Source organism: Ignavibacteria bacterium (assembly GCA_017302895.1).
Classification (GTDB): domain Bacteria; phylum Bacteroidota; class Ignavibacteria; order Ignavibacteriales; family Ignavibacteriaceae; genus UTCHB3.
In genome coordinates this window covers 1,510,488-1,532,500 of record JAFLBV010000001.1, presented here as the reverse complement: position 1 = coordinate 1,532,500, position 22,013 = coordinate 1,510,488, and the positions used below count along the sequence as shown (strand labels likewise).

Below are 22,013 nucleotides of genomic sequence, written 5' to 3'. Positions count from 1 at the left end.
CGAGTAACTCGTAGGCTCATTATGCAAAAGGCACGCTGTCATCCCGACGAATCGGGACTCCAACCGTTTGTAAGCACATGGTTTCAGGTACTATTTCACTCCCTTAATAAGGGTTCTTTTCACCTTTCCCTCACGGTACTGGTTCACTATCGGTCACGAGTGAGTATTTAGTCTTAGGAGATGGTTCTCCCGGATTCCCACAAACTTCCACTTATTTCGTGGTACTTGGGAATATATTTGGAAGAGTCATAATATTTTCGCTTACGAGGCTGTCACTCTCTGTGGCCGGTCTTCCCAAACCGTTCAACTAATATTATGATTTTTTACTCTCCGAGTCAATGGCAATAGACTCAAAATATATCCCTCAACCCCGTCAATCCTACGGTTGCCACCATTAACAGATTGATCGGTTTAGACTCTTTCCCTTCCGCTCGTCACTACTCAGGAAATCACTATTGTTTTATTTTCCACCGGGTACTTAGATATTTCAGTTCCCCGGGTTAGCCTCAACTACCCTATGTGTTCAGGTAGAGATAAGTGCGTATTACCGCACTTGGGTTGCCCCATTCGGAAATCTACGGGTCGGAGACTGCTTCCGTCTCACCGTAGCTTATCGCAGGTAGCCGCGTCCTTCTTCGCCTACTCGTGCCAAGGCATCCACCATGTGCCCTTAGTAACTTAACCAAAAAATTTATTCTAATGTTATGCTTTTGTTCGCATTTATATGAAATTGTTAAATTTCTATGGACATGATATTTGTATCCTAGTAAACTGATTTATAAAAATCAGTCTTACTCTTTCAATATTTCAAAGAACAACCTTGTGGAGCTAAACGGGATCGAACCGTTAACCTCCGCCTTGCAAGGGCGGCGCTCTCCCAATTGAGCTATAGCCCCTTAATAATCATTCATTAAGGGATTTTCGGTTTTGAGCTTTAGAGAACATCCCAATTTGTGGGCCTGAGAGGAGTTGAACCACTGACCTCACGCTTATCAGGCGTGCGCTCTAACCATCTGAGCTACAGGCCCAAATCTAAAGACCTTGCGGTCCTGAACTCATACAGTATTTAAAGAACATAAAAAAATGGATACATCCGGGAAGGGATGATAAAATGACGCTGTTCTCTTAGAAAGGAGGTGATCCAGCCGCACCTTCCGGTACGGCTACCTTGTTACGACTTAGCCCCAGTCACCAGTTTTACCTTAAACAGCTCTCTCCTTGCGGTTGAGTCACTGTCTTTGGGTACCCCCGGCTTCCATGGCTTGACGGGCGGTGTGTACAAGGCCCGGGAACGTATTCACCGCGCCATGCTGATGCGCGATTACTAGCAATTCCAACTTCATGGAGTCGAGTTGCAGACTCCAATCCGAACTGAGGCCGCTTTTTAGGGATTGGCTCCATCTTGCGATTTTGCAGCCCGTTGTGGCGGCCATTGTAGCACGTGTGTAGCCCTAGGCGTAAGGGCCATGCGGACTTGACGTCATCCTCACCTTCCTCACTACTTGCGTAGGCAGTTCCATTAGAGTGCTCGGATTGCTCCGGTGGCAACTAATGGTAAGGGTTGCGCTCGTTGCGGGACTTAACCCAACACCTCACGGCACGAGCTGACGACAGCCATGCAGCACCTGTACTTATGCCCTTGCGGGAAAGCTGCTTTCACAGCCGGTCATAAGCCTTTCAAGCCTAGGTAAGGTTCTTCGCGTTGCATCGAATTAAACCACATGCTCCACTGCTTGTGCGGGCCCCCGTCAATTCCTTTGAGTTTCAACCTTGCGATCGTACTTCCCAGGTGGAGTGCTTAATGCGTTAGCTGCGACACCGAAAAAATCCGGCATCTAGCACTCATCGTTTACAGCGTGGACTACCAGGGTATCTAATCCTGTTTGCTCCCCACGCTTTCGCGCCTCAGCGTCAGTTATGGACCAAGAAGCAGCCTTCGCAATTGGTGTTCTTCCAGATATCTACGTATTTCACCACTACACCTGGAATTCCGCCTCTCTCTTCCACACTCAAGTACAGCAGTATCAATGGCAGTTTTGCAGTTGAGCTGCAAGATTTCACCACTGACTTGCTATACCGCCTACGCGCCCTTTACACCCAGTGAATCCGGACAACGCTTGCCCCCTACGTATTACCGCGGCTGCTGGCACGTAGTTAGCCGGGGCTTCCTCTGAGCATACAGTCATCCAAATTAATAATCTGTCTTTCGTCTGCTCTCACAGGAGTTTACGATATAGAATACCTTCATCCTCCACGCGGCGTTGCTGGGTCACACTTTCGTGCATTGCCCAATATTCCTCACTGCTGCCTCCCGTAGGAGTCTGGACCGTGTCTCAGTTCCAGTGTGACTGATCATCCTCTCAGACCAGCTACTGATCGTAGCCTTGGTGAGCCATTACCTCACCAACTAGCTAATCAGACGCAAGCCTATCCCAAGGCGGTAAACCTTTAACAACATATCCATGCGGATCCGCTGCATTATGAGGTATTAGCGCCGATTTCTCGACGTTATTCCTTACCTTGGGGCAAGTTACTTACGCGTTACGCACCCTTGCGCCACCATCAGGTCAGATTGCTCCTTCCCTCAAGTTGACTTGCATGTGTTAGGCACGCCGCCAGCGTTCGTCCTGAGCCAGGATCAAACTCTCCGTTGTAAATTGATTGTAAGCCTTTATAACAGTTTTTGTCATTCTATCATCTGACTTCCGCCAGATGCATCCATTATGTAAAAGAACATTTTTTCGTTTGCTGAATTTTTCAGAAACGGGCTTCCAACTTACGAAAAACTTCCTATTCAAGTCAAGCAAATTAAAAATTAATTTTACTTTTTTTTATAAAAACTTTTTCGTGTCAGTACCGCCCGGTTAAGCGTCATTCAGTATGTTTAAGAACTAAAAATAAACAGTCTTCAAACTTACGACTTTTTCAAATTCTGTGCAAGAGCAAAATCAAATATTTTTTATTTTTTTTGCTTTTTCCTTGGCAGTTGCCTCGTTTGCGCACATTCATTAAGAAAAGAACTTAAATAATTCTAAAAATTTGAGCCACTAATAAAAGGGTTTTCCTCGTAATTTCCAAATTATTTCTTCATTATTTTTTATTTTTTTTGGATCAGTTCTGCTTTTTATCCGGATTTTGTGCACCAGTTCAGTCCTGTTTCTGAGGATTTGGTTCCCGTAAATTTATGTTTTTACAACAGGTTAGCACTGATTTATTTGCCGGTATTATACACTGTATTTTATTGAAATATTTTCCGTGGTAGTGCCTTGTAGAACTGGCTTCTACTATACAGATTAGGTTCGATTACAGTGAATTTGGAGGAAATGGAGAACGGTTGTCTTTTGAATTAGAACTCTGAATTTGAAAATCGACGAACTTTACCGACTGGTAAGCGACAGAAATACATTCATTTCTTCGTCGCAATCCCCCCACTTGTGGTTAAAGCCAACAGGCTATTTTTTTCAGCCTTCAGCAATTCAGCCCTCAGCCTTCAAATTTTCAGCCTCCTGCCCTCAACCCTCAAACTTCAAAGAGTGTATTCTTTTTCTAAGTTCCAGATAGTTGGGGAGGATTTTTCTGAGTTCGGCGTGGAATCTGGCGGAGTGGTTCATTTCCTTGAGGTGGCAGAGTTCGTGGATGATTACATAGTCAATGAGTTCGGGTTCGAGCGCCATTAGCATGGGAGAGAGGAAAATTTCCTTTTTCATCGTGCAGAAGCCCCACTTCCCCCGCATTTTTTTCACTCTGATGAGATTTGGCTTAAAGCCATGTTTCGCTGCAAGATGCTCTGCACGGGGTATGAGATATTTGGCGGCCGTTCCGCTTAGGAATCCCTTGTAGAGCTCTGAAGTGGTCTCCCCGGCACCCTGCGGGCTCTCAATGGTGAGTTCCGAAGTGTCGCGATTGAAATTTACGATATGCTTCCTGAGGAAAAGATTGTAGTAGTGGTTTACTCTAATCTCTTCCCCAAAAAGTTTGTAAGGCGATTCCTCTTTTTTAACGAGGAGGTGGAGGTGTTTTTCGAGAAATTTCTTCTTTGAATCGAGAAACTTTCTTGCCTCTTCAAATGAACCCCTCTCGGGAATAACCAGCTCAAAGAGACCATACTGATTAATCCTTATCGCAACACTCTTCGCCCTTTTGCTCCTTCTTACAGAGCAACGGATTTTGTGCCCCGCGATCTCAATTTCGAGCAAATCGGCGTGTGGTTTCATCTGTTCTTTTTATAGGTTGAACCCTCTTTGGTATCCTGAAGAGTTATTCCCAACGCATTCAGCTCATTTCTGATCTTGTCTGAAAGGGGATAATTCTTTTCTTTTTTTGCATCAATACGGAGTCTGATCAGCAGTTCAATCAGTTCGTGTTCCAAACCTGCATCAGCAGCTTCAACTTTCTCCGTGCGAAGAATTCCAAGGACACCCTCGGCAGTCTTTTTCAGGAATTCAAGAGCGCCCTCATAAAACTCGCGGGTTAAACCCTGTCCCGATGCAATTATTGTATTTACTTCCTTTATAAAGTCATAAACAACCGCAATTGCCTTGGGCGAGTTGAAATCGTCATCCATTGCATCTTTAAAAGCCTCATAACTTTTGCTGAAATCGTATTGGGTCGCACTCGAAGCGGGTCCCGATGCAAGTCCTTGTTTAAGGTTCTCAAACAGATTATTGAGTTTTTCAAGTCCTCTGTCAGCACTTTCCAAGGCTTCGGCAGTAAAGTTAAGGGGCGACGCATAATGAGTCTGAGCATAAAAAAAGCGAAGTGTCTCAGGTTTGTATTTTTTAACCATATCTCTAAGATTAAAAACATTACCGAGCGATTTCGACATCTTTTCATTGTCAATATTCAGAAAACCATAGTGCATCCAGAACCGTGCGAAAGGCTTTCCTGTGGCTCCCTCACTTTGGGCAATCTCATTTTCATGGTGAGGAAAGATCAAATCACTTCCGCCGGCATGAATATCAAAGGTTTCACCGAGATGTTTGCACGACATCGCCGAGCATTCGATGTGCCAGCCGGGTCTCCCTTTACCCCATGGACTTTCCCACCACGGTTCTCCCGGTTTCGCCGATTTCCAAAGTGCAAAATCAAGCGGACTTCTCTTAATCTCATTGACTTCCACACGGGAACCCGACTCAAGATCATCGATATTCTTTCCCGAAAGTTTTCCGTAACCGGGAAACTGACTGATTTCGTAAAAAACATCGCCGTTTACTTCATATGCTTTTCCGTTTTTTATCAAAGCCTCAATCATGGCTATGATTTCAGGTATGTGCTCCGTTGCTCTTGGATTAACATCCGCACGCAATAACCCGAGCTTGTCTATATCTTCGAAAAAAGCATCCGAAAACTTTTTCGCCACTTCCGTGGAATCAATTCCGAGAGCATTCGCCTTGTTTATGATCTTGTCATCAATATCCGTCAGGTTCATAGCAAATTTCACCTTGTACCCTGAATAGATCAGGTATCTCCTGACAATATCCGACATCACAAACGAGCGGGCATTTCCTATATGAAAATAGTCATATACCGTTGGTCCGCAGGAATAAACCGTAACATGCGGAGGATTCAAAGGAATAAATTCTTCTTTTTTTCGAGTAAGCGTATTGTAAATTTTTAACATAACTGTCTGCTATTATTTAAATAATGTAAAACCTGTATTAATTCCAAAACCAACCAGCTCATAGATCATAGCTAATACCTAATACCTAATACCTGATCCTCAGTTTTTCGATAAGCTGTTTGATGTCATTCGGCAATTCCGAATCGAAACGCATAAATTCTTTGGTGTGGGGATGAATGAACCCGAGAGTTTTAGCGTGAAGTGCCTGCCTTGGCATCAGATCGAGGAGGTTATCGACTCTTGCCCTTATTCCGGGAAGCTGATCGCCGTATCTTATTACTCTTCCGCCATAAAACTCATCACCGAATATAGGATGTCCCGTTCCGCTGAGATGAACCCTGATCTGGTGGGTTCTTCCTGTTTTTAATTTCAAACTTAAAAGTGTGGCGAAGTCGAACTCCTCAATCACTTCATAAAAAGTGTGGGCAAACTTTCCTTCGTTTTCAGTCATCGTGAAAAGTTTTCTGTCCCTTTTGCTTCGGGCAATATATGACTGCACTTCCCCTTTTTTCTCCTTGAAAATTCCCCATGCGACCGCCTGATATTCCCTTTCGATGGAATGCGCGGAAAACTGTGCTGCGAGCCTGTGATGGGTTACATTATCTTTTGCGATAAGGAGCAGACCGCTCGTGTCTTTGTCAATTCTGTGAACGATTCCCGGTCTTGTTGCCGGATCGTTAATATCACTTAGTTTCTGATTGTGGAAAAGGAGCGCGTTTACCAGAGTCCCTGTGTAATGTCCGATTGATGGATGAACAACAAGTCCCGGAGGCTTGTTTATTATCAGCAGATACTGGTCTTCAAAAACTACATTTATGGGGATATCTTCAGGTTCAGCAACTTCGGGTCGGGGGGCAATTGGAAGGGTAAGAATAATTTCATCCCCCGGATTCACCTTGTAATTGGATTTTATTATCTTCCCGTTCGCGGTTACGAGGCCTGCTTCAATAAGTTTTTGGATTCTGGTGCGGGTTGCGTTCTCAACAGAATTGGCGAGAAAAGTATCTACCCTTTCCTTCTTTTTCCCGTCAGGAATGTCATATCTAAAGATCTTTTCGGTTATTATCTTCGACATCTGCAGGTTTCTCAGCCTTTACTTCAACCGTTTCTTCTGAAATACTGATCTGTCTGGCAGTCGTTACCGGTTTTTCTTCCGACTCTTCAGAAGTGTTTCCTGTCTCTTCGGAGGTGCTTCCTGCCTCTTCGGAAGTGTCGCCGGCTTCAGGTTCTGTTGCCTTTTCTTTATGCTCTTTTCCGTAGAAGATAAAAAGAACGGCCACACCGAGAGAAACTGCCACATCTGCTATATTAAAGATAGGGAAACTGTCTATGTAGTAACCAAAAATCTTTACATCGAACACTACATGGAAGAAATCAACTACATGCCCGTAGAAAAGAGGAGCATAGCCGTAAAGCACACCATAAAACACCCTGTCGATCATGTTGCCGATGGCTCCACCCAATATCAGGGCAAGACCAACAGCAGCACCCTTGTTTTCGGATGCTATCTTGTTGATGTAATAAATGATGAATCCGCCCGCAAAAAACGAAACGAGCGAAACCAGCACTTTAACAATGGGGTTAAGTTCTATTCCAAAAGCGATCCCTTTGTTTTCCACGAAAGTTAAACGGAAAAAATTTCCAAGCACTGGCATGGTCTGCCCAAGATACATCCCGTCATATTCGATTCCGAGAAAAGGTATGGAAAACCCCTTCACCGCCAGTTTGGTTATCTGGTCGATTACAACGAGTATAAATGCAAAATAAATTAACTTTCGTGCGAACTTGTCGCTGATAAAATTCTTAATACGGTTTCTTCTTCTTTTCTTGTTTGATCTTGATTGGGAGACAATGCTGACTGTGAGGCACCGCAAGGAGTCTCTCTTTTGGAATCAGAGGACAAGTCTCGCATAAATTCTGAGGCTCATCAATACATTCAACACACAAACCGTATGTGCCTGCATCAATTCTCTTCAGCGCTTCATCAAGATAGCCAAGAAATTTCCCTTCGCGCTGTGCATAAAGAAAGGTTTTTTCACGCTCCATGGCATCAGTTCCCTGTTCTGCCATGTGGAGAGAGTAAGGTGAATTCTCGTTGATATACTCTCCTGTAGTCGGGTCCATCATTCTGTCGCGTAAATTTTGTAATTGAACGATGATCTCGTCTCTTTTTTCAAGTATTACAGCGCGGAATTCTTCCAACTCCTCTTTACTATATCTTGTTTTTTTGGGAGAAGTATTTTCTCCGCCCGGAACTTTGGTTTCTTCCATTGGAATCTCCTGTTCGTATCCTTATGATTTGTTAATTTCGATTAAGCAAGTAAGCTCGCCGATTTTCCATTCCTGTTTATAACCTGAGTTGAGCTCACCTGTGGTCAATTCCTCGGCTAATGTTTCACCCTGTATATATGACTGAAAATTGCCAACAGCGGTCTTTAGTTCCATATCACCGGAATAATTAATTCTGATTTTATCAGTAACCTCAAATCCGGCATCTTTTCTCATGTTTTGCACACGGTTCACAAACTCTCTCGCGATACCCTCTTCCTTCAGTTCACTTGTTATCTCTGTGTCGAGAGCAACGGTGAATGAACCTTCGGACTCCACGAGCCAGCCTTCAATCTCTGTACTTATAATTTCTACATCAGACGGTGCCACTTCAATTTCGCCACCGGCAACCGAAATATACACATTCTCTCCTTTGGAAAGGATGGATATCTCGTTATTGCCAAATTCCCTTATCGCTGCAGCTACGGGTTGTACACCCTTGCCGTGCTTAGGTCCGAGTGTTTTGAAGTTCGGTTTTGCTGTTTTTTTCACAATTCCCGAATCATCGGTCAGAATTACAAGTTCTTTGATGTTAACTTCCTCAAGCACCACATCTTTCATTGTCTCCAATGGTTCCTTCAAATCACCCGAGACTGCAACCATAATTTTCTTTAACGGTTGTCTTACTTTAAGATTGTGTTTTGCCCTCATGGAACGCGTGATGTAAACCACTTTCTGAACGGCTTCCATCTTGGCTTCAAGGTCAGTATCTATATAAGTCACCTGCGGGAAGTAACAAAGATGTACCGATTCGGGTTGCCCTTGCTCTGCAGCAGTCAACCTCTGATACAAATCTTCTGCCATAAAGGGGGCAAAAGGTGCGATCAACTTTGAAACTGTCATTAAACACTCGTGTAGTGTCTGATAAGCTGAAAGTTTGGCGTCAGTAAGCTCCGATTTCCAGAATCTTCTTCTGCTTCTTCTAACATACCAATTAGAAAGTTCATCTATTGTATAACTCATCACAGCCCTTGCAGCTCTGGTTACATCATAGGCATCCATCGAGGTTTCATACTCTTTTACGAGCGTATTCAACTTGGATATGATCCAGCGGTCGATCTCGGGTCTCTTTGTGTAATCAACGAGCGGCCTGTCATTCGCAAACTTGTCGATATTGGCATACAGTGAAAAGAAAGAATATGTATTGGCAAGTGTACCAAAAAACTTTCTCTGTATGTCGCCAAGGTCTTCTTCATTAAAAAGAGTCGGTTTCCATGGCGGATTGTTTGCCACGAGATACCAGCGGGTTGCATCAGCTCCATATTTATCAAACAGCATGAACGGATCAACTGAATTGCCGCGGCTCTTCGACATCTTCTTCCCCTCTTTGTCGAGGATCAGATCGTTCACCAGAATGTTTTTGTAAGCAGGTGAATCGAAAAGCATTGTCGAAATAGCGTGCAGTGTATAAAACCAGCCTCTTGTCTGATCAATTCCCTCGGAAATGAAGTCAGCGGGGAAATTTGCTTCGAACCACTCCTTGTTTTCAAACGGATAGTGATACTGTGCAAATGGCATCGCACCTGAATCGTACCATACATCTATCAGTTCGGGTGTTCTTCTGAAAACTTTTCCGTCCTTTTCAAAAACTATTCTGTCCACAAAAGGTTTGTGAAGATCGACAGAATCAAGTTCTGAAACCGGTGTCCGTTTTCCCTCATACTCGTAAATACCCTGTTTCAGCTCTTCAATGCTGCCAACTGCGAACATATCCTTTCCGTCATCAGTCACCCAGATCGGAAGTGGAGTCGCCCAGTATCTGTCTCTCGAGAGAGCCCAGTCCTTGTTATCCTCGAGCCAGTTGCCAAATCTTCCGGAACCTATCTCTGGTGGTGCCCAGTTGATGGTTTTGTTTAGTTCCACCATACGGTCAGCAACAGATGTGGTTTTTATAAACCACGATTCTCTTGCGTAATATATAATGGGCACATCGTCGAAACGCCAGCTAAAGGGATACGAGTGCTCGATGGTCTCTTTTTTATAGAGTTTTCCTTCGGCTCTCAATTTTTGTATAATTCCGTTGTCGGCATCCTTAACAAACTGATCTGCAAAGTCTGTTACCTCTGCGGTGAATCTTCCTCCACGGGTAACAGGTTGGAGCATCGGAAGTCCGTAAACTTTTGAAATTTCATAGTCATCCTGACCGAATGCAGGAGCGATATGCACAATACCGGAACCGTCTTCCGTACTTACAAATCCGGCATTAATGGTGTAAAAGGCTTTTTTGTCAGGGGTTACATAATCCATCAACTGTTCGTAATCAGTACCTGCCAAATCCTTGCCCAGGTAACTTTCAAGTATTTCATAATCTTCACCAAGAACAGAAAGTCTCTCTTTTGCAAGAACGATTTTTTTCTCTTTGTGCAATACTTTAACATATTCAACTTCGGGACCAAGCGCAAGCGCAACATTTGAAATGAGTGTCCATGGAGTTGTTGTCCAAACGAGAAAATGGAAATCCTGATCTTTCGCTTTGAAAAGAACATAAACCGATGGATCTTTAGTCATCCTGTAACCAAGTGCAAGTTCGTGGCTCGAAAGCACAGTCTCTGCTTTTGGATCCTGTGGAACTATCTTGTAATCTTTAAAGATAAGTCCCTTGTCGAAAAGTGTTTTAAGCGACCACCATACCGATTCGATGTATTCATTTGTACAGGTTACATAAGCCGACTCCAGGTCGATCCAATAGCCCATCCTGTCGGTCATCTTTTCCCACAAATCTTTATATGTAAAGACAGAGTGACGGCAGGCATCATTGTATTTTTCGACACCGAATGCAGGAATATCCGATTTGCTCTTTATCCCAAGCTGTTTCTCCACCTCAATCTCAACGGGCAAACCATGTGTATCCCAGCCGGCTTTCCTGTGCACCTGATATCCCTGAAGAGTTTTGTAGCGGCAAATCAAATCCTTCAGCGTTCTCGCCATTACATGGTGAATGCCCGGCTTGCCGTTTGCTGTTGGAGGACCTTCGTAAAAAGTAAAACTTTTATCCGCAGGTCTCGTTTCAACTGACTTCTCAAAAATCTTCCGGTCTTTCCAGAATTCAAGAACTTCACTCTCTATTTCAGGATACTTAAAATTCTCAGGATATGGCTTATACATCTTTTCTGTTATCTCTTTTCTTTATTACGACTGCTTTTTATACTGCTCAAGTAAATTCTTCTCGGTATAAATCAGCATTTTTATTTCGTTTTCAAGTTTTTCTTTTTCCTGCTGTTTCTTCAGCACTTCCTGTTCGGCATTAAACCTGATTTTCTCTGCCTCAAGCTTCGCCGATTCTATAATAAGGTCTGCATTTTTTTCAAAAAATGTAGCTCCAAATATAGGGTCTTTTTCTGAATCTTCATGCGAAATTTCTTGTGACCCTGATTCAAGGGGCCGGTATTCTTCTCCCGGAGATTCTCCCTCATATTCAGAAGTTTCCAAGGTTTCTTCCTCAACCGGCTCCTCAGCAACCTCCTCTTTAACACTAAACTTAAGAGTTGGCACAGTTCCACCTGCAGGTTCTTCACCTGCTTCCGGTTCAGAACCGGCGAGACGGAGTGCACTGCTGTTTCTTCCGAAAAGCACAAACGACGAGACAATCACCCCGTTTATTGCTGCGTTTACAAGATATCTGAAGGTTTCAGTATCTGTGGTTTTTCTGACTACAAAGAACATTTCGTGGCTTATTGCCCCGAGTATCCCCAACAACATCCCGGTCAAAGCGAAAAGAAATGAAGTTCTTCTGTCGAACCCCTCCCCGATCAACCATCCCGCGACAAATGAGGCTATCAGCAAAATGAAGATCCTTGAGTAATATACAGAATCAACTTTGAATACCCCGTCAAGGAAGTATGCCGAACTTGCAGCAACCGCAACCGAGAGAATAAAGCCGACTGTTCCGACAAATTTTCGTGTTGTCATTTTATTCTTTTTATTACCTCTGTAAATATTTTGGTCATTCTCGGCTCTGCAACTGCTGCCGCATCAAGCATCTCCTGAAGTGTAACCGGTCTAAGTGATTCGGGGAAACACTCATCTGTCACGATACTCATTCCCAATACTCTCATTCCCATGTGGTTTGCAACTATATTTTCGGGAACAGTTGACATTCCAACCACATCAGCACCGATAGCCCGCAAAAATCTGTACTCGGCTCTCGTCTCAAGATTTGATCCCGATACAGCCACATAAACTCCCTTATGGACTTTAATTTTGTTATCAAGAGCAACATCTTCCGCTAAAGCTATCAGTTCGCGGGAATACGGTTCGCTCATGTCAGGAAATCTTGGTCCAAACTCTGTGTAGTTTTTCCCTATCAACGGATTGTCTCCCAGAAGATTTATGTGGTCAACCATGATCATCAGGTCGCCTCTCCTGTAATTGGGATGCATGCCACCACAGGCATTCGAAACAAATAGTGTGTGCACTCCCAAAAACTTCATTACTCTCACAGGCAGAGTGATCTGCTGCATGGTGTACCCTTCGTAGTAATGAACCCTCCCCTGCATCGCAACCACTTTCTTGCCAAATATGGTACCAAAGATAAGTCTTCCTTTGTGCGAATCGACAGTCGGAAGCGGGAAATTGGGTATCTCTTCATAATCAAGTGTGAATTCTATGTCAATTTCTCTCGCCACACCTCCCAGACCGGTTCCCATGATTATGCCAAATTCGTAGTTCCCGGTTGTCTTTGTTCTGATAAATTCAACAGCTTCTTTTACTTTTTCCAACAGATTTGTCATTTTAGTCTTCCACAATATTATTTATGTCAATTTTATCTGAACTTCCCGTAAAGAAAAGCTCCGACAATTTTTTTCGTTTTTCTTCTTCAGAAGCGGCAGTATCATTTCCTTTTATCTCTGACTGAGCAACCTCTTCCCTGACCGGAAGGTGATCAATAAAGCCGGCTTCTTCAACTGATTCGACTTTTACGGGAGATTCCGGAACCGCAGTAACGGCCGGTGTCTCTCCGATTACAGATTCCTGTGTCTCTATAATAGCAGATAGTCTTGCGAGTATATAAGCCCTTCTTTCTTCCAGTCCGGCTATATGCTGTTGCAGCTCGATCGCTTTTTGCTGAGAATCCGCCAGAAGCTTTTCAGCCTCCAATTCAGCGCGTCTTACAATCTCCGCAGCTTCTTCATGTGCTTTTTGAAGTGCCGTTCCCGAAGATTCCTGGGCAGCAATCAAAGCCTTCTGCAAACTGTCCTCAATGGTTTTATATCTCTCCACATCAAGATTAAGATGATCTATTGTTCTTCGGAGAGTCTCATTCTCTTTGATGGCAGATTCCACCTCATCGGCTACTTTCTCAAGAAAATCTGTGACTTCCTTTGTGTTGTAGCCTCTGATTTCTTTCGAAAACTCCTGCCGTTTGATGTTTACGGGTGATAATTTCATTCTAATTTCTTTCACCAAAAATGGCTGTGCCAATTCTTAAAAAAGTCGTTCCTTCTTCAATTGCAACATTGTAGTCCCCTGTCATCCCCATCGACAGCTCTTTCACAGATGTGTAACCCGATCTGATCAGTTCATCACGAAGCACCCTTGTTCTCACGAAGGCATCCCTTATTATTGTAATGTCATCAACAAAAGGAGCCATCGTCATCAGTCCTGTAACCGAAATATTATCCATCTGCGATGCTGCTTCAGCCAGGGAAAAAATTCCTTCAGCCTCACTTCCCGATTTGGTCGCTTCAAACGACGACTTAAATTCAAGGAATATCTTCTGTATCACTCCTTTTTTCTCTGCCTGCTTTTGAATCTCGGAAAGAAGTTTCAATGAATCAACTGAATGGATGTATTCAGCATTCCCGGCAACATACTTCACTTTGTTGGTCTGAAGTGAACCAATGTAATGCCAGACAATATTTTCTGACGAAAGTTCAGCAAATTTGTCCCTGAATTCCTGGGCGTAGTTCTCCCCGAAATGGGTCTGACCGGCGGATATCGCTTCGCGAATCCGGTCTGTTCCAAATAATTTGCTTACAGCAACCAGAGTAACTGAATCAGCTGCCCTGCCTGTGGCAAGACATTTGTTGGCAATCAGTTCTTTTAAATATTCTAAGTTTTTTCTAATCATAATAAATAAGTCCGCTAAATTAGAATTTTCCCGGCAATTAATCAATTGTTTTTTGGATTTTGGAAAAGTTGAGAGAGTGAGAAGGGATTAAAACAGTTTAAAATGATAAAAGCGGGATGAACCCGCTTTTATCAGACTTATAATCATCAAAAAGATTACAAGAAATATTCTCCGGAGAGATTATTTTTTCTTTGTTTCTTCTTTTTTGGTAGTGTCAGCTTTTACAGTGGTGTCAGCTTTAGCAGTTGTGTCAACTGTTGGTGCTGGAGCTTCAACTTTTACTGAATCAGTAGCTGGTGCAGCTTCTTTCTTTTTTCCACAGCCTGTAAGAACGAACATTACTGGTAACAAGAGAACGAGACCGAATTTCACGATTTTCATTTATTTACTCCAATGAGTTTGGTTAAGAATTAAGTGTTTGATTTTTTTGTAAAATTTTGCTTTTTGAAGAATGTCAAAAAACTACAGTGGAAAAATACGATGCATAAAATCGTTGCGCAATAGCTGTGACATCTTTTTACAATTCCTTGACTTTAAGCGACAATTGCAACACTTTACCCCCCGTTTTAGTCACATATTTTGAATTTTTACAGCTTTAAATTTGCGGAAAAATTCATTAATAACAAAAAATAATTTGATACCGGTGAATTATCCCGGATTTTTGGTAAACTGTCTCGATGTGATAATGAATGATTCTTCACATTTCGTTAATTTTAAGTTGTCTTTAAATTATTTTATTTGGAATGAAAAATGAGTGAACTCGAATTATTAGTAAAAATCAGGGAAAACGCTGCCCGTAAAAAGCGTACAATCGTCCTCCCGGAATCGCATGACGAAAGAGTCCTTAAGGCTGCAGAAATTATCACCCGTGAGGGTATTGGAAACGTAATTACACTCGGCAACGAGGAAAAGATAAGAACCTCTGCCGCTGCACTTGGCGTCAATCTGACAGGTGTCAGAATAATCGATCAGGAAAAATCGGAAAAACTCAGCGACTTCACAAACATCTTCTACAATCTCCGCAAACACAAAGGTATGACCATTGAAGAAGCGCGTGAGACGATGAAGAGAGATATATTCTTCGGTGCCATGATGACAAGAGAAGGTATGGCTCAGGCAAGCGTTGCCGGTTCAACAGCTTCCACGGGTGATGTAATGCGTGCGGGAATTCTTTGCATCGGTACAAAGGAAGGAATTTCTATTGTCTCGAGTTTCTTCCTGATGGTTTACCCTGAGATAACATACTCTTTTGGTGACTGTGCAGTAGTTCCCGATCCTGATGCTGCCCAACTCGCTGATATAGCCATCTCAACTGCCGACAACCATAAAATCCTGACTGGTGAAGAACCTTATATTGCGATGCTCTCCTTTTCAACCAAAGGTAGTGCAAAACATAAACTTATTGATAAAGTTCTGGAAGCCACAGCAATTGTAAAAGCAAAAAGACCCGATCTTAAAGTTGATGGTGAGCTCCAGTTCGATGCCGCTATTGTTGAAGGTATAGGGAAGAAAAAAGCTCCGGGAAGCGAAGTGGCAGGAAGAGCAAATGTTCTGATCTTCCCCGATTTGCAGGCAGGTAATATAGGTTACAAAATAGCCCAAAGACTCGGAAAAGCAGAAGCCGTTGGCCCGGTAGTTCAGGGTCTCAAGCTCCCCTTCTTCGATCTCAGCCGCGGTTGCAGTGTAGAAGATATCGTAAATACATCGGCTATTGCTCTCCTGATGGCGGGCAACTAACCAAATATCATTTTTCAGGAAGAAGAGACCCGGATGGTACCTCCATTCAACTCTCTCTTCTTCCTGATAAAATCAACTTCACTATTTCCCTATCTTGTCCAGCTCTTTTTGTACTTCATCCATTTTTTCATCGAGCTGCTTCTTTTTCTGATCAAACTGCTTTTTCAGTTTCTCTTTTTCTTCTTTCACTTTATTTGAATCGAGCAGATCGTTCAGTGTAAGGGTATCTCTTCCTTTAACCGAGTCTTCTGTTTTTGTGCTGTCCTTTAAGGGGGGCCCCTCTTCTTTTTTTGCTTTGCACCCGGTAATTACAACCGCTGCCAAAAGCAATATCACGACAAGTGAATATTTCATTATCTTTCTCCGAATCTTTTATTGTTTGACCGTTCTTTTTCTTTGACTTCTTAAAGTCTGAAATTGTTGCTGTCAAAATTATGAATGTTTAAAATAAAAAAACCCGCCTTTTTTACGAGACGGGTTTTTATTAGCTTGTTTGCTAAATCGTAGATAATACCGGAGTGTTGAATCCATTTACCTTCACTGTTTCTATAGTCACATTGGCTACGCCTGCATCTATCATGTCCAATGCCCTGGCTGCTCCTTTTGAGAGATCAAGCTCGAGACTGTAATGTCCGGGACCTCTGTCTGTAACTGTAATTATAACGGACTTGCCGTTTGCTTTGTTTGTTACCCTCAATATGGTACCAAATGGGAGCGTTCTGTGTGCTGCAGTAAATTTCTCCTGATCAAATACTGCACCGCTTGCGGTCATCCTTCCATGGAAGCCGGGCCCGTACCAGGTAACTTTCGCGTCTTTAGGATTCGAGAATTCAAGAATTGAAGAATATTTCCTGACAAGCTCTGCAGATTTTGCAGGGATTTTCGAAAGGGAAGATTCTTCAGCTTTTGCTTTCGGATTTTCAACACTAAAACCGGTTAATATCAAGAGCAACACAAACAAGAATGATTTAAGCACTTTGCTCAAGTATAACCTCATTATTTTTAAGAACATTTTATTTTTATGATGCAAATGTATCTGAAGCCGTTTCCCCTCTTCAATGAAAAATCACATTTTTTGGCTCATTTATGAGGTTCCCGAATAATCGAACAATTTGGTCTTAAAGTCGGTTTCGTTGTCCCCAAACTTAATCAGACACTTAAACCTTTTTATTATAACAGGTTAGAGTCTTCATCATAATTTTTTCTCTCCTGATTCTTTTATTACCTTATTCTGACAATCTCAAATTTTTTAGCTATTTTTCGGGCACAAATCTGTCAGTTAATGAGTATAAAAAAATAAAAACGAGAGAATAAAATGTCCGGAAAAAGATTTTTTTCAATTTTTGCTGCTCTTTTGATGGCAGCCGCTGCATTTGCGGGTTTCAAAATACAGGACTCGAAGGAACAGCCTGCCATGTTCAGACTCGCTGCAAATGGGCAATTCAAGCCCGGTGACACAGTCAATTTTCAGATTGTGAACAACACCGAGGATGAGAATTTTCAATTCACTGTCTACACAGTCTCAAAGGAATATGAATTCATCAGTGAATATCTCGCAACGAGAGCTTACGGCAGATTTGACATCTGGACGAAAGATGGCACCTACCTCAAGTTCATGGACAAAGTGAGGGAATTCAGCAAGATAGTGACTCCGAGCGGAAGTTATTATTACGATGCCACCACGGTTTCGGCAGGTGTGTTCGATAAACCCGGCATATATATTATTAAAGCATTCAATTCAGGCAAAGTTGCCTACCTTCCGGTCTATGTCTCGGCAAAAATGATGATTGTAAAAAAAGGAGAGAACAACCTTCTTGCATTTACAACGAACGCTGAAACAGGTGAAATCCTTATTCCCGAAGCCACTACTCTTTATGCAGGCGGCAGCAAGATTGCATCTGTTACCCCCGGTAAAGACGGTCTTTCAATGATGGATCTGAAAGGAGTTTCAGCGAAAGAGAACGCCAGCAGCCTCATAATTTCTAAAGTTGAAGGTGAACTCGTTTATTCCGATCCCTACATCTTTTTCGGACAGGGTGAGGGCAAAAGATATTTCTCATCAATTTACACCAATCAACCCGTCTATCGCCCCGGTGCAGTGATTAATTATAAAGGCATCATCCGTTACCGTGAAGACGGAGAGATGGGTGTACCTTCAAAAGAAAAAGTTTCTGTTAAAATATCCGATCCGGCAGGCACTGAAGTATTGAAAGAGGAACTTCTTCTCGACGATTTCGGATCCTTCTATTCGTCGTTTAAAACCAATACATCGTTCAAACCGGGTACATATTACATTAATGCCCAATATGGTGAGAACTACTTCTACTCTTCCTTTTCAATTGAGGAATACAAAAAACCTGAATTCCGTGTAGCCGTTAATACTGAGAAATCGTCCTTCTTTAATGGTGAAGAAATAAAGGGGAAAGTTCAGGCTGACTACTACTTCGGGCAACCTGTTGCAGGTGCAACTGTAAAAATAAGAGTTATGAGAAAACCTTACCGTGTGCCATGGTGGCTTGGAAGTGAGTATGCCTGGTACTATAAGGCATGGTATCCTTATGATTATGGGAATTACGAATATCTGAAGGAAATTACCGGTACTTTAAACAGCGACGGATCATTCGCCTTCTCCTTCAATTCCATAAATGATTCAGTGGCAAGTTATACTTACTCATTTGAAGCCAATGTTACCGACCAGTCACTACGCGAAATCAAAGGATCTTCTTCGGTCACTGCCTCGGTTACTGATTTTATTGTGACTGCAGGTTCGAGCCGGTATTTTGTAAAACCGGGATCAGAAGTGACGATAACCGCCAATTCTTATAACTTTGACCTCACTCCTGTTTCAAAGGAATTGTCAGTCGTCATAAACAAAACCACTTACATCGAAAATAAGCCACTGACAGAGACAGTCTACAAAACAGAAGTGAAAACCAACGACAAAGGTCTTTCTTTCATCAATTACACTCCGCAATCGGAGGGTTACTATACCGTAATGGTATATGGCAGAGGCTCAAACGGAAGATCCACACTCGATGAAACCTCTTTCTATTGCTTCTCGGGAAGTGGCTGGTACTGGTATGGCGAAAGACAGGAAGCCAAAATCGTCACCGACAAGGAAACCTATATTGCAGGTGATACCGTTAAAGCAATGGTCTTCCTTCCGGGGAAACCACAGGCTGGAGTTATCACAATAGAGCAAAATTCAATTATTAAAGCCGAAGCGATAAAAATCGTCAATGGTTATGGTGAATATTCATTCATCGCCGACAAAAAATACTATCCGAGCTTTAATATCTCATTCTCCGGAGCTTTCAACTCCTCCTTCGTTTACGCTTTTAAAAAGGTCGGTGTCATAAACGAAGAGGCTAAACTTGATGTGAAGATCAACCCCTCAAAATCGAAGTACAAACCGGGTGAAGAGGCTGAATACCTGGTGAAGGTTACCGACAACAACGGCAGACCCGTTAAAAACGCACAATTGTCTTTTGGTTCGGTGGATGAAGCCATTTATGCGATCAAAGCAGACAACACACCTTCTCTTTATGAGTCTTTTTATAAAGACGAATACTACTACACTCAGACCACAAACTCACTTGAAGGAAAATACGGTCAGTCTGTCAGCAGACCGGTCTCTCTACTTGACACTAAATATTCAGCCGAAGATCCTGCAAAACCAGGTTCAGGAACTTCTTCACTTGAAGTTAAATTCAAAACGGCAGATAAGGAAAGTCTGGAAGATAAAACAATCGAGATACTCATTACCAATGGTTCGATTATACGGAAAGGGGGAGTGGATGGTATAAACTTCACCCGTTTTACGAATCTGCCCGAAGGAGAATACGATATTTGTCTCTCTTTGGTCAATGTCGTATATCCGATTAAAAAAGTGGTGCTTGCCAAAGGTAAAAGCACCTCTGAAGAGATTTATCTTGATCCCTACAAAGAAGAGATGGAGTTTTATTTTTCAGGTTACCTCGGAGGCGGAATGGTAAATAAAACCATGTCTGCCGATGGTGCCGCAATCGAAGAAAAATCGTCTCCCTCTCCTCCATCCACAAGAGACGGTGAAAAGGAAGTGGTGGTCAGGGAAAACTTCAGTGATGCACCTTACTGGAATCCCGCGGTAATTACCGACGGAAGTGGTGAAGCCGAAATTTCCTTCAAACTTCCCGACAATCTTACTTCGTGGAGATCCACAGTAAAGGTTATCACCAAAAACACCTTCACGGGCGACGCCATCAACAATATCTTTGCAGCCAAAGACCTCATGATCCGTCTTGAAACTCCCCGGTTCTTTAAGGAAGGGGATACGACAACCATAATCGCCAATATTCACAATTATCAAAGTTCTGAAGCAAAAACAAAATTTAAATTCAATTTTACAAATCTTACTCCCCTCTCGTTTGAGGTAAAAGGGGTGGTTGCGTCGAAGAAAACTGCCAATTCGTTTGAAGCACCAATTCCAACAAAGGGACTTGCAACTGTCGAAATAAAAACAGTAATACCTTTTGTTAATTACACCAGCGAAATATATTTCGAAGCAATCTCAGACCAGGAATCTGATGCCGTGAAAATCACGGTACCTGTCATCCCCATTGGAATCAAGGCAGTCAATTACCTCAATTCCATTTTGCAGACCAGCGACAATGAAAAAACCGTCGAGTTTAATATCCCTCAGGGTGTGAACCTCAAAACGGTGAATCTGTCTCTTGCCCTCAGTCCCACTCTGGCTACTTCACTTCTCCATTCTCTTGATGGACTGGTGGACTACCCCTATGGCTGTGTGGAGCAAACGATGAGCAGATTTCTCCCTGCTCTCATAACCGCAGGCACTCTGAAGCAATTGAATGTCCCGATCAGCTCTTCGACTCTGGAAAAACTTCCCGATGTCATAGATAAAGGACTCGCAAGGCTCTACGATTTCCAGAATCCACAGGGCGGCTGGGGATGGTGGAAAAATGACCCGGTTAATCCTTATATGACTGCTTATGTTATGTATGGATTCAACATGGCTCAGAAACTTGGTTACAAGGTTGATCAAAACAGCTACAAATCAGGTTTCAATGCGTTGACAGGTTTGTTGCAGGAGAAAAATGTGGACAGGGTTACCGCAGCCTACATTGCATGGGTCTATTCTGAATGCGAACCTACTGCCAAAAAGAATCCAGTCTTCAACAAATTGATCGACGAGCTTCTTGCTGATTCCCTGAACCCATATGCTACCGCAATTCTCGGACTGACTTACAACACCACAGGTGATAAAAAAACAGCAGCAGCAGTCCTTCAGAGATTGATGAAATCCGCTCAGGAAGATCAGAACTTCATCTCCTGGGGAAGGGATAAATATTACTCATGGCAGCAGGATAAGGTGCAGTCAACTGCTTTTGCCCTGAAACTTATGCTCGCAGTTGATCCGAACTCACCCGCAATCATCAAAGCGGTAAGAACACTGATCAGGGAGCAAAAAGGAAAGGGATGGCATTCAACCCAGCAAACTGCAACTGTTATTTTTGCTCTGACTGACTATCTGAAAATGACAAATGAACTTGAACCCGACTATTCCGCCGAGGTATTTATTAATGGAAAACAGGTGAGAAAAACCTTCTTCGAGAAGGACAGACTCGCTCCCGATGATGCCAACATCAAACTGAGTTATGCCGCATTTCCGTTTGTACACGGTAAAAATACCATAAGGATAGTGAAAAAAGGGAAAGGGACTCTGTATGCGGGTGCCGAAGTGGAGCTCTACTATCCCGACATCTCCTTTACCAAGGATCAAAATTTCACCATCACAAAAGAAGTTTTCAAACTGACCGAAACAAGATCGGGAAACAGCATCATCTATAAAAAGTCGAACCTCGACAAAGTCAAATCAGGCGATCTTCTTCTTGTGAAAGTGAAAGTGAAAACCAACAGAAGTGACGATCAGTACATGATGGTTGAGGATATGTTCCCCGCCGGCTTCGAAGTGGTGAATGATGACAACCTCTACAATATCGAAGGTGAGTCATCGTACACAGGTTACTGGCCCGGCTACTGGAACTGGTTCTATGCTGACAAGGAAATTCGTGACTCGAAAATAACCTGGTTTGTCACTTACGCACCGCAGGATATGGAATTTACATATATCATCAGGGCCCAGGTTCCCGGATACTACTCATCAGCTCCTGTGTATGCCGGTCTGATGTACTACCCTGAAATAAGAGGCTACGGCCCGAGAACGCTCTTCCGAGTGCTCCCAAACTAAAAGGTCTT

At 42.9% G+C, this 22,013-nt stretch carries 14 protein-coding genes, 2 tRNA genes, 2 rRNA genes and 1 pseudogene (1 of these 19 only partly in view); 2 read left to right on the top strand and 17 right to left on the bottom strand.

Annotation, left to right across the window (positions count from 1 at the left end; translation table 11 throughout):
- The 15 genes and pseudogenes from J0L60_06035 to J0L60_05965 all read right to left on the bottom strand — a co-directional run.
- Positions 1–685 (bottom strand): 23S ribosomal RNA (locus tag J0L60_06035) (it extends 2,318 nt beyond the left edge of the window).
- Between the two features lie 138 nt (positions 686–823).
- A tRNA-Ala gene (locus J0L60_06030) sits at positions 824–896 on the bottom strand.
- Between the two features lie 58 nt (positions 897–954).
- A tRNA-Ile gene (locus J0L60_06025) sits at positions 955–1,028 on the bottom strand.
- Positions 1,029–1,129: 101 nt separating this feature from the next.
- Positions 1,130–2,654, bottom strand: a 16S ribosomal RNA gene (locus J0L60_06020).
- Together the 16S and 23S rRNA genes with 2 tRNA genes alongside form the textbook arrangement of a ribosomal RNA operon.
- 858 nt (positions 2,655–3,512) lie before the next feature.
- On the bottom strand, positions 3,513–4,214 hold the full coding sequence (locus tag J0L60_06015) for a M48 family metallopeptidase (GenBank protein ID MBN8545676.1): 702 nt from the start codon (positions 4,212–4,214) through the stop codon (positions 3,513–3,515).
- Positions 4,211–5,620 carry a cysteine--tRNA ligase gene (locus J0L60_06010; protein MBN8545675.1) on the bottom strand — a complete coding sequence of 470 codons (1,410 nt, stop codon included), beginning with the start codon at positions 5,618–5,620 and terminating at the stop codon, positions 4,211–4,213. Before J0L60_06010 ends, J0L60_06015 begins: the two co-directional genes overlap by 4 nt.
- 85 nt (positions 5,621–5,705) lie before the next feature.
- Entirely contained in the window at positions 5,706–6,695 is a 990-nt protein-coding gene (locus J0L60_06005) for an RluA family pseudouridine synthase (protein ID MBN8545674.1), read from the bottom strand.
- Positions 6,664–7,494 (bottom strand): signal peptidase II, encoded by an 831-nt coding sequence (locus tag J0L60_06000; GenBank protein ID MBN8545673.1) that lies wholly within the window; start codon positions 7,492–7,494, stop codon positions 6,664–6,666. Before J0L60_06000 ends, J0L60_06005 begins: the two co-directional genes overlap by 32 nt.
- Positions 7,424–7,837 (bottom strand): annotated as a pseudogene (locus J0L60_05995) (conjugal transfer protein TraR). The gene J0L60_06000 and the pseudogene J0L60_05995 overlap by 71 nt, the downstream one beginning before the upstream one ends.
- 75 nt (positions 7,838–7,912) lie before the next feature.
- Positions 7,913–11,053 (bottom strand): isoleucine--tRNA ligase, encoded by a 3,141-nt coding sequence (locus J0L60_05990; GenBank protein ID MBN8545672.1) that lies wholly within the window; start codon positions 11,051–11,053, stop codon positions 7,913–7,915.
- Between the two features lie 24 nt (positions 11,054–11,077).
- Positions 11,078–11,857 carry an AtpZ/AtpI family protein gene (locus J0L60_05985; protein MBN8545671.1) on the bottom strand — a complete coding sequence of 260 codons (780 nt, stop codon included), beginning with the start codon at positions 11,855–11,857 and terminating at the stop codon, positions 11,078–11,080.
- Positions 11,854–12,678, bottom strand: coding sequence for a purine-nucleoside phosphorylase (locus tag J0L60_05980; GenBank protein MBN8545670.1), 825 nt, complete (start codon positions 12,676–12,678; stop codon positions 11,854–11,856). The genes J0L60_05985 and J0L60_05980 overlap by 4 nt, the downstream gene beginning before the upstream one ends.
- A gap of 1 nt (position 12,679) precedes the next feature.
- On the bottom strand, positions 12,680–13,336 hold the full coding sequence (locus J0L60_05975) for a DivIVA domain-containing protein (GenBank protein ID MBN8545669.1): 657 nt from the start codon (positions 13,334–13,336) through the stop codon (positions 12,680–12,682).
- Position 13,337: 1 nt separating this feature from the next.
- Positions 13,338–14,018: a YggS family pyridoxal phosphate-dependent enzyme gene (locus tag J0L60_05970; protein MBN8545668.1), complete on the bottom strand. Its 681-nt coding sequence runs from the start codon at positions 14,016–14,018 to the stop codon at positions 13,338–13,340.
- 180 nt (positions 14,019–14,198) lie between these two features.
- The gene (locus J0L60_05965; GenBank protein MBN8545667.1) at positions 14,199–14,399 is read right to left on the bottom strand and encodes a hypothetical protein; all 201 of its coding nucleotides are present in this window, start codon (positions 14,397–14,399) and stop codon (positions 14,199–14,201) included.
- A 369-nt stretch (positions 14,400–14,768) separates the two neighbouring features.
- On the opposite strand from J0L60_05965, the gene pta reads away from it, so the two are divergent.
- Entirely contained in the window at positions 14,769–15,755 is a 987-nt protein-coding gene (gene pta / locus J0L60_05960; GenBank protein ID MBN8545666.1) for a phosphate acetyltransferase, read from the top strand.
- Positions 15,756–15,836: 81 nt separating this feature from the next.
- Here the strand turns inward: pta and J0L60_05955 are convergent, their stop codons facing one another.
- Together J0L60_05955 and J0L60_05950 are read right to left on the bottom strand one after the other, a co-directional pair.
- On the bottom strand, positions 15,837–16,109 hold the full coding sequence (locus J0L60_05955) for a hypothetical protein (protein ID MBN8545665.1): 273 nt from the start codon (positions 16,107–16,109) through the stop codon (positions 15,837–15,839).
- A 142-nt stretch (positions 16,110–16,251) separates the two neighbouring features.
- Positions 16,252–16,752 carry a septal ring lytic transglycosylase RlpA family protein gene (locus J0L60_05950; protein MBN8545664.1) on the bottom strand — a complete coding sequence of 167 codons (501 nt, stop codon included), beginning with the start codon at positions 16,750–16,752 and terminating at the stop codon, positions 16,252–16,254.
- A gap of 318 nt (positions 16,753–17,070) precedes the next feature.
- Between J0L60_05950 and J0L60_05945 the strand changes: the two genes are divergently transcribed.
- Positions 17,071–22,005 carry a hypothetical protein gene (locus J0L60_05945; GenBank protein MBN8545663.1) on the top strand — a complete coding sequence of 1,645 codons (4,935 nt, stop codon included), beginning with the start codon at positions 17,071–17,073 and terminating at the stop codon, positions 22,003–22,005.
- The last annotated feature ends 8 nt before the right edge of the window (positions 22,006–22,013 follow it).